Below are 13,614 nucleotides of genomic sequence, written 5' to 3'. Positions count from 1 at the left end.
CAAAAGTTCCGTATCTCTGTGTTCATCACTCCTTCAGTCTGCAAAAATAGCGCAAACCTCCCAAATCTCCTATTTCGGGATGCAGAATCTGTATCAGGTCGGATAACAAATAATCGGGACGGAACGGAGTCTCCTCGTAGAAAGGAACTTTCAACGTATTACAACCATAGACATTCCGGGTCTTGAAAGCCTTAAAACCGGTGTAGCCGATATAATCCGCCTCCAAATCAGCATAGCTCATGTCGCGGTCGCGGTTGTACTTCACCAGCCAGACGTCGGCATCGCCCGCCTTGTCGAAAACGGTCTCGAAAGCCAAAGGAACGGAGCCGCTGTGGGTATCGTCGGCAAAGGCGTAACGCCCGCAAGCATCCTGAAAAAGCCTTCCTATGGTGCTACGCCCTCCCGGTACGTACCATGCCGAGCCACTTTTCAACTCACTGACAACGGAGAACGAGGTGGATGAAAGTTGTGCACGCATCTTGAGACGTTGGTAACAACTGTCCACTTCAGCAAAAAGGCTGTCGGCTTGTGGCGCAACCCCGAAGAGCAGTCCGTAGAAACGCATCCACTCGGCACGTCCCAAAGCGGAGGTTTCCATGTAGTCGGCACATTCGATGATGGGAATATCCAGTTTCTCGATACGGCCATAACCGCCACTGTTCTCGAACGGAGACAGAAGGATGGCATCGGGATGCAGGTCGATGATACGCTCCATATCGGGATTCATGCCGTCGCCACAATCGGCGATGGCACCCCGGCGGCAGGCTTCGTGAACGGCGGGTAGCTTTATGTACTTCAAGTCGCAGACGCCGCCGATGCTACCAAACACACCCAGATTATCCATCAGTCCGCAGTGGACGGAAGAGTAGATGACTGATTTGGAGAGCGGGGTACGTACCACAGTACCTGCCGGAAGATGTGCCGGGAGTTCGCGGTCTTTCGGGACCAGTATATAGGTATGTAGCGTGTGCAACGTATCCCAAGGATTGCGCAAGGTGGCAAGGGTATAGCCGGGATAGGACACTAAGGTAAGATTCTCTGCATAACGTAAGGGAATGGTGTCACCGTTGGCCAAAGCAGAGGCAGTCTTGCCCCTTCCTCCGCAGGAGGAAAGAAACAAGACTGCGAACAGACAGATAAGTAAACTATTTCTTTTCATTGATATTAATTGAAGAAGATAGCAGAATTAGGATTCATACCTCCTGCATCGAACTGCTCTATAAAGGTACCGTCTTTCTTGAAACGATAAATGGTGCCGTTCGTGGTATATTCAGAAGTACCAATATAGAAATCACCGTTATTATCATTTACTTCCAACATATAAATCGTAGAAGTTTTCAACTTTTCCGGTATATCCTTCAAGAAAGAAGCTTCATCCATCTTTCCAGTCTTTATATTATAAGTAAAAAAAGAAGCGGTAGGATTGGTGTAATTTGAATAAGTCAAATAGAGAATATCATCAGTAGCACACATACGGGTGGCACTGCCTAATTCCGTCACCTTATTGTTGGCAGCAGGGTCTATCATCTGTAATGAATAGCCAATATCAACATAATTACCCCATGAAATCAAAAAAACCTTATCATCCTCTTCAACCAAAGCATTGGGGTTCAAACCTACCGTCAACGTCTCTTTCAACTTGAAAGTACGCAAATCTATCACCTTTACGTCATTGTGATAAGCGCTCCAATCAGCAGTACAGCTATTCGCCACATAAAGCATATCCTCGCAGATTGCCACACCTTCCAGATTGTCGCCAAGTCCGGTCAATTTATCCACTACCTCCAACGTTTTCGCATTGATTTTAGCAACAACTCCTCCGTAGAAGGAAGCATAGATATATCCATCTTCAGCATCGATATAACGAATACCAGCACTGAGGTCATTATCACCAACAAACGAAACACGTTTCAACTCCACACCTGCGGCATTCAGCTTAGTCAGATAATTAGAGCCATAAACGGCTATATATATTTCATCTTCATACTCAATCATACTCTGACCAAGGTCACCCAACTTGGCATTGTTTTGAATCTTGTAGATATCACTGATAAGATCCGCATCCTTATTGGGTGCATAAAAGGCAAGTCCTGCATTGTTCGCCCCTTGAGAGCCTTCGTTCAGAATATAGACACGCGTCTGCGGCAATGTCACCTTCGACCCGCCGTCATCCAGAGAATCGTCATCGTCGTCACTACAAGATGCCAAAGAGGCACCCAAAGCAAGCATGCAGAGCATACCGAATAATAAACTTCTTACTTTCATAATTACAGTTGTTATTGTTTATAATTAGTTTTTGTTGTTCATAAATAGATTATTCAAAACTTGAAAGTACCCGTCAACCGCCACGAACGGCCCGGCATAGGATAATATTTTATCACGTCATACTGTTCATCGGTCAGATTTATAATCTCGGCCTGCAACAGAAGCCGGCAACCGCCCAAAGCAAACTCATGAGAGAGGCTCATCGTATGCTCCAGATAGCCCTCAATCTCATTCTCTGGAATGTTCTGCGACAAATAGTAACGCTTTCCCACTCCTACCGCCGAGTAGCCCAGATTCACCCACGGCGTTTCTACAATGGCGGACGCGTTTCCGCTATGAAGAGGAGTATAAGGCAATTGGTCCTTATAGTTCTTCGCGTCGGAATCGGTCAGGTCAATGGCCTTTTGCCATGTATATCCGCCCGACATAATCAGCCTTATTTTCTCCGTCAATGGAACGGTTGCCGCCAAAGTGGCATCCACACCTGCGGCATGCACCTTGCCGTAGTTCGCCATCTTCCACGCATAGGTGGTGGGAAAAGCCACAATCTTATCCGTCACATCATTATAGTAACCGTCGAGCGTAACGGAGATATAGTCGAACACAGACAATCCGGATTTGCTCCATGTGATGCCGACATTATATTCGTCTGCCTTCTCGGGCCGCAGATTACGGTTGCCCAGCCGGTAGTAATAGAGGTCGTTGAAAGTGGGCAGACGGAACGTACTCTTATACATCAGCCGGAGATACAGCGACTCGTCCTGCCAAGGCTGCATGCTGACCGACAGAGAAGGGGCAAAACGATGGAAGTCATCGGGGACCGTACCTTTCTCGGCATGCTCCGAAGTGGCAGTATGCACCAGCGAGGCCGTGGCCGTGAGCCATCCTTGCCGGTAGCGTGCATTGAAGGCACTGATGGAAGTATATCTTGTGGGGAAAGGACATTCCGGCAAACTGTTGCGCAACTTGTTTATCACCCCGTCCTGCGCCAACGAAAGGGTCAAAGCTTCCAAAGGACGGTAGAGAACGGTTGCGGAAATATAATATTCGTCTTGCCGGTGATTTTCCCGATAATGTCCGTCGGTATATTCCTTGCCCTCATCCTTATATTTGTTCCAGCCATGATTATACTTTGCCTGTGCCTGCAGACTCCACCGGGGCGAAAAATGCTTCCTATAACGTGCCTGCACAAAAGTATTCTCATCCCAAAGCGTTTCATCGGAAAGGGGATTATAGAGTGTAACCGCCCCCGGAAGTCCCCGGCGGGAATAGAAGTAGTACCCCTTCACATCCAGTTCGCTGTCATCCTTGAAAGTATGATAAAAGGTGGCTTCACCCTGCCAGGAATAGATGCCGGAGTTGTTACGTTTCTCTTCCGTCACGTATTTCCCATTGACCAGCGTGAAAGGGTAATTACCGTCTGCCCTCATATAAGCGGCATCTACCGCCACGCGTGTACGGCTGCCCAGTTTCTGCCACCAGCGCAGCGAGGGGCTGACCATGCCGAACGACCCTCCGCGCACCCGTGCCTGAAAAACGGCACTGCGCCCGTCATCAAAATGAGGCTTTTCCGTCTCTATGCCCAGCACACCGGCCGACGCATACAAGCGGGCGGACTGCAACAAGTCCTCCGACTGCCCGATGGCGAGCGAAAGCATGGAAACATTGTCCAGCGAAAAACGCCCGATATCTATCTGCCCTGCCTGACAATTGCTCACCGCCACCCCGTCATAACTGACAGCTGTATGGGCGGCTCCCATATTGCGTATGGAAACCGTTTTCAGTCCTCCAATGCCTCCATAGTCCTTTACATTGGCTCCGGCAAAACGGCGCACAGCATCTGCCATACTCTGTATTCCCAGCTGGCTGATATCCTGACGTGACATCGTCTGTATAGGTACGGCAGAAGTCACTTTATTGGGCGACCTACGTGCTGTCACTGTCACTTTCTCTATCTGATGCACTTTCCCTGTAATCGTATCTCCCCCCACTTCTTGGGCAGAGAGCCGAAATATGCCTGCGCTCAAGAAAACGGCACAAACCAGTCGTACCTTAGTCTTTCCTGACATAGAATAAATGAAGATTATCTTAAACCATTTGCACACTGCCCACTTTCCTCGAATGGACAATTTTTCGACTTTGTTTTGCAGGTCTTCTGACTCGTTCCCGGTACATCGCCTTCCCGTTCTTTCCGAAGAACAGTGGCACAAGTATGATATACCGCGCATAGAACTCACAGCAGCGGGACTGTTCGGGACTTTCACCCGATTCCCTTTTCATCCGTTTCTCCGGATAGAGAACGCGGAACAAAACGTGGGCAAAGATAGGATAAATAAAAGAAATTTCAGTAAACAATAATACAAATATTACCGTTTTAACAGTCATTTTTCTAACTTTGTAGCATAATAACCCCTAAATCGAATTACCATAAAATATAAATTATTGGTTCTTGATATAGACTGAACGCTACTCAATGATGAAAGAAAAATCAGTAAAAGAACATTAGCTGCTCTGCTAAAGGTTCAGCAGATGGGAGTGCGCATAGTTTTGGCATCCGGTAGGCCGACTTATGGATTGATGGGAAACTTCGGCATTCTGCATGGCGGTGCTACCCTTGCCTTGGCAGAAACCGTTGCCGGAATCGGCTCCATGATTATCTGCGAGCCTGACGAGATTGTCGTGGGAATGCAAGTCAGCGGAAATCATATTTCTTCTGCACACGAAGGAGATTCCGTAAGAGCGGTAGGCACTATCCTGCACAAAGGACGCTCATCCCATATATGGAATGTGGATGTATTTACTTCTACCAACAAACTGGTTTCCTCTGTACGGGTGGTGAATAGTGTGATAAAGAAAAGATAAAACAACACCAGGAGTGGCTGGGTAATTGCAGATAATTGCTCAAGGTGTGGTTGTCGCTTACTTAAAGCCCACCGACTCACTGTGATTTCCGTATGAAGACCTTCCGTGGCAATAGACCAATGTTCTACTAATTCAACTTTCAGTTTTAATATTGTTTACATTTTAGGCAGTGGTACAATTGGTACAGTGGGTACAGCGTCTCTTCTGCTTCACACACATACGCTCGCGTACATTACTTATATACATGCGTGTGTGAGATAGAAGAGACGCTGTACCAACTGTACCAACTGTACCAACTGTACCCATAAACCTCACCTTTACGCCGCTCAAGTTCACCTCTGCACGGCCCAACCTCACCTTTGCTAATGTCACTTCACCTCTTCCAGATAAAGCACACGGCTCGAATAGCCGTTCTGCTTGTGATAGTCCACCTTATGGTTGTAGGGAATCTCCAGCCCGTTTGCCATGAGGTAGGCACCACTGAAACTCTTTCCTTCGTAGTTCAAGGGAACATTATCTATACGGTTCAGCTCATGTACCCGGTATTGCTTGTCAGCACAGAGACCGGCCATCTTCACACGCGGCAGGTGCTGGTTACAGAAATGTTCCGTCTTCCACCAGTAGAAGACTGCCTTGTCCTTCTCCGGAGCCACGTACATCAGAGAAGCCACACCTTGCTTGTCATAAGGAGAGAGCAGGCGGTAGATGTCTCCCAATTGCACCACAGGACGAATGGTCTTGTACTCGGCAATGGCATTTTTGCAAAGCGCCTTTTCCTCTTCCGTCATGTTCTTGGGCTGGATTTCCATACCCAGACGACCGCTCATGGCCACGTCGATGCGGTATTTCAGAGGGATGGTGCGGAATGTCTGATGGTTGGGGGCAGCACTGATGTGCGATGCCATGGCGATGGCAGGGAAGAAATAGGAAGTTCCCCACTGCATATAAACACGCTGGAGGGCATCGGTATTGTCACTCACCCAGAACTCATCAAAGTAAGGCAGCACTCCGTAGTTGGCACGTCCACCACCACTGGCACACGCCTGGATGGTAAGATCGGGATATTTGGCACGGATACGCTGGCACACCTTCTCAAAGCCGCGATGATACTCTATATACATGTGGCTCTGATTGTCTTTGGCCAGATATTGGGAGCCGTGGTTCATGACAGCCATATTGGCATCCCATTTGATATAGTCTATATCAGGATAAGAAGTCATCAGATTGTCAACCACACCGAATACGAAGTCCTGCACGGCAGGATTGGCGAGATCTAGCACCACCTGCGTACCGCCACGTCCCAACACGAGGTCACGCTCAGAGGCCTTGAGCACCCAGTCGGGATGCTGTTCGTAAAGTTCGCTGGTGGTATTCGCCATTTCCGGCTCAATCCAGATACCGAACTTTATGCCATGCTTCTTGGCATCACTTAGCAGACCTTCGACGCCGTTCGGAAGCTTGCTCCGGTCTACCACCCAGTCACCAAGCGACGAACTGTCGTTCTTACGGGGATACTTATCGCCAAACCAGCCGTCATCCATCACGAACAACTCGCCGCCCATAGAAGAGATGTCTGCCATCATCTGGTCCATACCTTGCTGGTTGATGTCGAAATACACGCCTTCCCAACTGTTCAAGAGAATCTTGCGGGGAGTGGTACCATGCGCCAACTTGTGCAGGCGTGCCCAGTGGTGGAAGTTACGGCTGCTGCCGCTCAGTCCCTCATTGCTATAGGTCAAGGCAAGTTCGGGAGTGCGAAAAAGCTCGTCCTTCTTCAAGGAATAAGCAGAGTTCTCTTCGTTGATTCCGGCAAAGAAATGGTGGTATTCATCATCATGCGTCTCAATGCGGAGCTTGTAGTTGCCGCTGTAACAAAGAGCTGCGCCAATCACGTTGCCCGTATTCTCCTGCGGACGACCGTCGAGGGAGAACATCACTTCAGCATGGTCGGTATGAGAATTGCGCACACCATCCTTGTTCTTGACAACCTTCATGCCCGGAGTAAGAGGTTCCTGTGTCAAAAAGCCCTCATTGGCCCAGGAGCCGGAAAGATGGGACAGCCACACATCACCGCGACGGATGGGCAGATAACCGGAGGCAAACTGATTGAGCACTACCGGCTTCTTCTCCTGATGGGAGATTTCAGTCCAGGATTCTATCACATCGGCATCCTGCCAGGCACGGTAGCAGACGTTGACGAAGAAAGGATACACCTTGTCCTTCAGCGCCACGACGGTCGTCACGGCATCCCCTTCCTTCTCGGTAGTCACGTTCAGCACCTCAAGCTGGAGGGTCATGTTGCCGTCGGCGTGCTTCACGGCGAGGGCAGTCTCTACAGGAGCATTCAATCCATATTCGGGATAGGCCGTGTCACCCGCTTCTGTCGTGGCAATATTCTGCAAGTCGGCTTCAGAAAGCCTGTTACCATAATACAAGTGTCTCAATGTCCCCCCTTCAGGAGCCGAAAGCACCAAAGAGGTTTTTGGAGTAGACACACACACGTTTTGAGCCCACAAACTGCTCACCAGCAGTAACGCTCCCAAAAGAGAATTTGTTCGTTTCTTGAAATTCATGCTTTTCTTGTTTAGATTCTATAATCATTTAATTGTGGGCAAATATAGGCATTTTTTTGTAGATGAGATAGTATCATTTTATCATATCCTTATACCTTTCATAACCCGTTGGCGGAATCAGCCTCTTTCTTCTTGTGCCGGAGAGGAACTGAAACATACCACTTCGGCCATATCAATGCTGCCAGTAAAAATACCACTTATTATTTTAACTTCAAATGAATTTTAGAGTAAAGCAAAAATTCCCAATAAATTATGTAACTTTGCATCCGCTTTTTTTGAAAGCCTGAGATTTGTTTAATTCGTTTGGATAAAGTAAAAGACGCTTATGCAAAAGTCCGATTGCATCATCGGTGTGGAGCACGTATCGAAATTCTTCGGAGACAAGGCCGTGCTGAATGATGTGAATTTGTCTGTCCGTAAGGGCGAGTTTGTAACAATACTGGGACCGTCCGGCTGCGGAAAAACAACACTGTTGCGCCTCATCGCAGGCTTTCAGACAGCCTCGGAAGGAGTAATAACCATTGCCGGAAAGGACATCACACAGACACCGCCGCATAAGCGTCCGGTGAACACCGTGTTCCAGAAGTACGCCCTCTTCCCCCACCTCAACGTATTCAATAACATTGCCTTCGGGCTGAAGCTGAAGAAGCTGTCCGGTGCCACCATCGAGAAGAAGGTGAAGCAAGCCCTGCGCATGGTAGGCATGACGGACTATGAAGACCGCGACGTGGATTCCCTCTCCGGTGGGCAGCAACAGCGTGTAGCCATCGCCCGCGCCATCGTCAACGAACCTGAAGTGTTGCTGCTGGACGAACCACTTGCCGCCCTAGACCTCAAGATGCGCAAAGACATGCAGATGGAGCTGAAGGAAATGCACCAGAAACTGGGCATCACCTTCGTGTACGTGACCCACGACCAAGAAGAAGCACTGACCCTGAGCGACACTATCGTCGTGATGAGCGAAGGTCGCATCCAGCAGATAGGTGTGCCGACGGACATCTACAACGAGCCCATCAATTCCTTTGTAGCCGACTTCATCGGCGAGAGCAACATCTTGAATGGAGTAATGATAAAAGATAAAGCCGTCACCTTCTGCGGACACGAGTTCGAGTGCGTGGACGAAGGTTTCGGCTGCCAGACGCAAGTGGACGTGGTGATCCGCCCCGAAGACATATACATCTTCGACGTGTCTGATGCCGCACAATTGACGGGCACCGTGACAAGCTGCATCTTCAAAGGCGTACACTACGAGATGCTGGTGCAGACGCGCGAGGGCTACGAACTGATGGTACAGGACTACCACGCCTTTGAGGCAGGACACGAAGTGGGTCTACTGGTAAAGCCCTTCGACATCCACGTGATGAAGAAGGAACGCACCTGCAACACTTTCGAGGGAAAGCTGGTGGACGAAACGCACGTAGAGTTCCTAGGCTGCAACTTCGAGTGCCTTCCCGTGCAGGAAATCGAACCGGGCAGCACCGTGCAGGTGGAAGTGGACTTCCGGCACGTCATCCTCGAAGACAACGAAGAGGACGGTCGGCTGACGGGTGAAGTGAAATTCATCCTCTACAAAGGGAACCATTACCACCTGACCGTGTTTACGGACTGGGACGAAGATATATTTGTTGATACCAACGACGTATGGGACGACAGTGACCGCGTGGGTATCACCATAGCGCCCGAAAATATACGGATTGTTCAATCTATTAATAAGGAAGGAAGTGCTCAATAAGTTATCCCATTTCTTCATGCGCCGGCGCAACTGGACGGTACCCTACGCGCTGTTTCTGCTTGTATTTGTCATAGTGCCGCTACTGCTCATCGTGCTCTACGCCTTTACGGACGAAGGGGGAGCGTTTACGCTTGCCAACTTCCGCAAGTTCATGATACATCCCGAGGCGATGAACACCTTTGTCTACTCCATCGGAATAGCCGTCATCACAACGCTGGTCTGCCTCGTGCTGGGCTATCCGGCAGCGTATATACTGAGCCAGAAGCAATTCAACACCTCGCGTACCATGGTGGTGCTGTTCATCCTACCCATGTGGGTGAATATCTTGATACGAACGCTCGCCACAGTAGCGTTGTTCGACTTCCTGAACCTACCGCTGGGCGAAGGAGCACTGGTGTTCGGCATGGTCTACAACTTCCTGCCATTCATGATATACCCCATTTACAACACACTTCAGAAGATGGACCACAACCTGATTGAGGCGGCGCAAGACCTGGGGGCTTCCCCCACGCGCGTATTCGGCAAGGTGATACTGCCCCTTTCCATGCCGGGCATCATGAGCGGCGTGGTGATGGTGTTCATGCCCACTGTCTCCACCTTCGCCATCGCCGAGCTGCTGACGATGAACAACATCAAGCTTTTCGGCACCACGGTACAAGAGAATATTTACAACGGAATGTGGAACTACGGTGCCGCCCTCTCGCTCATCATGCTACTGCTGATAGGCATCACCATCCTCTTCACCAACGAGGAAGACGGGGCATCGAATGAAAGCGGAGGTGTGATATGATGACACGAATTCTGACACGCGGTTATTTGTGGCTGCTGCTGGCGCTGCTCTACTCGCCTATCCTGATAATTATGGCATTCTCCTTCACCGAGGCCAAGGTGCTGGGCAACTGGACGGGGTTCTCCACCAAGCTGTACAGCTCACTGTTCATGGGTGGAATGCACCACTCGCTGATGAACGCCATCTGGAACACGTTCGCCATTGCGCTCCTAGCCGCCACCGCCAGCACGGCGCTGGGCAGTATTGCCGCCATCGGCATCTTCAACTTGCGCTCGCGCACACGGCAGGTGATGAACTTCGCCAATGCCATCCCAATGATGAATGCAGACATTATCACCGGTGTGTCACTGTTCCTGCTATTCGTCAGCTTCGGTATATCGCAGGGATTCACCACGGTGGTGCTGGCACACATCACCTTCTGCACGCCCTACGTGGTGCTCAGCGTGATGCCCCGGCTCAAGAAGATGAACCAGAATGTCTACGAAGCAGCACTCGACTTGGGCGCCACACCGTTCCAGGCATTGCGCAAAGTGATTCTTCCGGAGATATTTCCAGGCATGATAAGCGGCTTCATCCTCGCCTTCACGCTCTCCATCGATGACTTTGCCGTGACGATTTTCACCATCGGCAACCAAGGGTTGGAGACGCTCTCTACCTACATCTACGCCGATGCGCGCAAAGGCGGACTGACACCGGAGCTGCGCCCCTTATCCACCATCATCTTCGTGACAGTGCTGGTGCTGCTGATAGTAATCAACAAACGTGCTGAACGGACGAAGAACACTTGATGACATAACGAAAAAGACACCCGGAGTTTCAAAACAAGACAATGAAAAGGACAATAGACATACTGATTCTGCTGTGCAGCATAGCCTCCCTCGTCTCCTGCGGAAGTTCCACAGAAGAGCGCAACCGTGTACTGAAAATATACAACTGGGCCGACTACATTGACGAAGATGTCCTCGCCGAATTCCCCGAATGGTACAAGCAGCAGACGGGTGAAGAAATCCGCCTCATCTACCAAGTGTTCGACATCAACGAAATCATGCTCACCAAGATTGAACGCGGGCACGAAGATTTCGACGTTGTATGCCCCTCGGAGTATATCATCGAACGCATGCTGAAGAAAAACCTCCTGCTGCCCATCGACCGCAATTTCAGCAGCACGCCAGACTACATCCCCAATGTGTCACCCTACATACGGCAAGAGCTGAACAAGACCTCGCAGCCGGAACGCCGGACTCAGGACTATGCCGTTCCCTACATGTGGGGCACGGCCGGAATCCTCTTCAACAAGAAGTTCGTCACGGCCGAAGAGGCAAGTACGTGGGCCATCCTCTGGAACCCCAAAAACCGCAGCAAGATACTGATGAAGGACAGCTACCGCGATGCTTATGGCACCGCCATCATCTACGCCCACACCGGAGAACTTGCCGACAGCACCGTCACCATAGAGCAACTGATGAACGACAATTCTCCACAGACCATCGCCCTCGCCGAGGAATACCTCAAGGAGATGAAGCCCAACATTGCCGGTTGGGAAGCCGACTTCGGCAAGGAAATGATGACCAAGAACAAGGCGTGGCTTAACTTCACCTGGAGCGGTGATGCCGTCTGGGCCATCGAGGAAGCCGATGCCGTAGGCGTGGAACTGGACTATACCGTTCCCCGCGAAGGTAGCAACATCTGGTACGACGGCTGGGTAATCCCCCGCTACGCCCGCAACGTGAAGGCGGCAAGCTATTTCATCAACTACCTCTGCCAGCCTTCCGTGGCACTGCGCAACATGGATGCCATCGGTTACGTCAGCGCCGTCGCCACACCGGAAATCATGGAGGCTAAAACCGACACCACGCTTAACGTGCATTCCGACCTGAGCTATTTCTTTGGTTCCCTGCCCGGAGCCAACAACTTGCAGATAGACCCGGTGCAATATCCCGACCGCCGCGTCGTGGAGCGCTGTGCCATGATACGCGACTTCGGCGACCGCACGGAACTGGTACTCGAAATGTGGAGCCGTGTGAAAGGCGACAACCTCAATACGGGCATCGTACTGCTCATCTTCGCCGTCTTCGGCATGCTCTTCATCTGGCTGGTATATACCAAGATACGCAAGTACAAGCAGAAACGTCGCCACCACCGAAGACGGAGAAGGCGATGATTAAAAAATAGACTAATATCAAAATTATATTCATAACTCATAATCAAATAAATGCAATGCTGACCCAAATAATAAACGGACGTATATTCACCCCGCAAGGCTGGCTGAACGAAGGTTCTGTCCTAATACGCGATGGAAAGATTCTCGAAGTGACCAACTGTGACCTCGCACTCATCGGTGCCCGGATGATAGATGCCAAAGGCATGTACATTGTCCCCGGCTTCGTCTGTATGCACGCTCACGGAGGTGGCGGATACGACTTTACGGAATGTACCCCGGAAGCCTTCCGCACCGCTGTCCACACTCATCTGAAGTATGGAGCCACGAGTATCTTCCCCACCCTTTCCTCTTCCCCCTTCGACAAGCTGCACCAGGCAGCCGCCCTTTGCGAGCAACTGATGCAGGAACCCGGCAGCCCCATACTCGGCCTGCACATCGAAGGGCCCTACCTTAACCCGAAGATGGCAGGCAGCCAATTCTCCGGACTGGTGAAGGAAATTGAAGAAAAGGAATATCGCGAACTCATCGAAAGCACCCGTTGCATCCGCCGTTGGGACGCATCCCCCGAACTGCCCGGAGCACTGGAGATGGCACGCTACCTCCACGACCACGGCATACTGGTAGCCGCCTCGCACACCGAGGCCGAGTACGACGGTATCAAAAAAGCCTACGAAGCCGGATTCACTCATGCCGCACACTTTTACAATGCCATGCCGGGCTTCCATAAACGCCGTGAGTACAAGTACGAAGGCACCGTGGAAAGTGTCTATCTGACGGACGGCATGACCATCGAACTGATTGCCGATGGCATCCATCTGCCCTCCACCATCCTGCGCCTGGCATACAAGCTGAAAGGTGTGGAGCATACCTGCCTCGTCACCGACGCGCTCTCCTGCGCAGCCACCGGCAGCAAGGAGTCCGGCGACCCGCACTACATCATCGACAACGGTGTCTGCAAGCTTGCCGACCGTTCCGCACTGGCGGGCAGCATCGCCACCAGCGACGTACTTGTACGCACCATGGTGAAAGCAGGTATCCCCTTGGGCGATGCTCTGCGCATGTCCTCCGAAACTCCGGCACGCATCATGGGCGTATTCGACCGCAAAGGCTCGCTCCAGAAAGACAAGGATGCCGACATCCTCATTCTGGACAAGGAACTGAACATACGCGCTGTCTGGCAAGCAGGCAGACTGGTGGAAGAAGCCAATACATTGTTTACCTAACCCCCGTC

Annotated in this window: 9 protein-coding genes, 1 pseudogene and 1 riboswitch; of the genes and pseudogenes, 6 read left to right on the top strand and 4 right to left on the bottom strand. The window is 50.8% G+C overall.

Annotated elements, in window-relative coordinates; genetic code table 11:
* Positions 1-25 precede the first annotated feature (25 nt).
* From E5355_RS04635 to E5355_RS04625, 3 genes are read right to left on the bottom strand one after another with little or no spacing between them, the layout of a single operon-like run.
* Complete coding sequence (locus tag E5355_RS04635; protein WP_136009376.1) at positions 26-1,159, bottom strand: ABC transporter substrate-binding protein; 1,134 nt, start codon at positions 1,157-1,159, stop codon at positions 26-28.
* Between the two features lie 5 nt (positions 1,160-1,164).
* Positions 1,165-2,265, bottom strand: coding sequence for a YncE family protein (locus E5355_RS04630; RefSeq protein ID WP_136009375.1), 1,101 nt, complete (start codon positions 2,263-2,265; stop codon positions 1,165-1,167).
* A gap of 53 nt (positions 2,266-2,318) precedes the next feature.
* A complete protein-coding gene (locus E5355_RS04625; RefSeq protein WP_136009374.1) occupies positions 2,319-4,334 on the bottom strand; it encodes a TonB-dependent receptor plug domain-containing protein in 2,016 nt (671 codons plus the stop codon).
* A gap of 58 nt (positions 4,335-4,392) precedes the next feature.
* Positions 4,393-4,592, bottom strand: a riboswitch (cobalamin riboswitch).
* 136 nt (positions 4,593-4,728) lie between these two features.
* On the opposite strand from E5355_RS04625, the pseudogene E5355_RS04620 reads away from it, so the two are divergent.
* A pseudogene (locus E5355_RS04620) lies at positions 4,729-5,127 on the top strand (hotdog domain-containing protein); the annotation flags it as partial.
* Between the two features lie 368 nt (positions 5,128-5,495).
* On the opposite strand, the gene E5355_RS04615 reads toward E5355_RS04620, so the two are convergent.
* Positions 5,496-7,700: an alpha-galactosidase gene (locus E5355_RS04615; protein ID WP_136009372.1), complete on the bottom strand. Its 2,205-nt coding sequence runs from the start codon at positions 7,698-7,700 to the stop codon at positions 5,496-5,498.
* Between the two features lie 325 nt (positions 7,701-8,025).
* Here E5355_RS04615 and E5355_RS04610 point away from each other — a divergent pair, with 325 nt between their 5' ends.
* From E5355_RS04610 to nagA, 5 genes are read left to right on the top strand one after another with little or no spacing between them, the layout of a single operon-like run.
* On the top strand, positions 8,026-9,432 hold the full coding sequence (locus E5355_RS04610) for an ABC transporter ATP-binding protein (protein ID WP_136009371.1): 1,407 nt from the start codon (positions 8,026-8,028) through the stop codon (positions 9,430-9,432).
* Positions 9,433-9,448: 16 nt separating this feature from the next.
* A complete protein-coding gene (locus E5355_RS04605) occupies positions 9,449-10,222 on the top strand; it encodes an ABC transporter permease (protein ID WP_136009410.1) in 774 nt (257 codons plus the stop codon).
* Entirely contained in the window at positions 10,219-11,010 is a 792-nt protein-coding gene (locus tag E5355_RS04600) for an ABC transporter permease (protein ID WP_136009370.1), read from the top strand. The genes E5355_RS04605 and E5355_RS04600 overlap by 4 nt, the downstream gene beginning before the upstream one ends.
* Before the next feature lie 41 nt (positions 11,011-11,051).
* Positions 11,052-12,383 (top strand): ABC transporter substrate-binding protein, encoded by a 1,332-nt coding sequence (locus tag E5355_RS04595; RefSeq protein WP_136009369.1) that lies wholly within the window; start codon positions 11,052-11,054, stop codon positions 12,381-12,383.
* A 56-nt stretch (positions 12,384-12,439) separates the two neighbouring features.
* The gene (gene nagA / locus E5355_RS04590) at positions 12,440-13,606 is read left to right on the top strand and encodes an N-acetylglucosamine-6-phosphate deacetylase (protein ID WP_136009368.1); all 1,167 of its coding nucleotides are present in this window, start codon (positions 12,440-12,442) and stop codon (positions 13,604-13,606) included.
* Positions 13,607-13,614: the final 8 nt, after the last annotated feature.

This window comes from Bacteroides muris (ex Afrizal et al. 2022) (assembly GCF_004793475.1).
Taxonomy (GTDB): domain Bacteria; phylum Bacteroidota; class Bacteroidia; order Bacteroidales; family Bacteroidaceae; genus Bacteroides; species Bacteroides muris.
The sequence above is the reverse complement of the archived record's forward strand: the minus strand, read 5'-3'. Positions and strand labels throughout refer to the sequence as shown.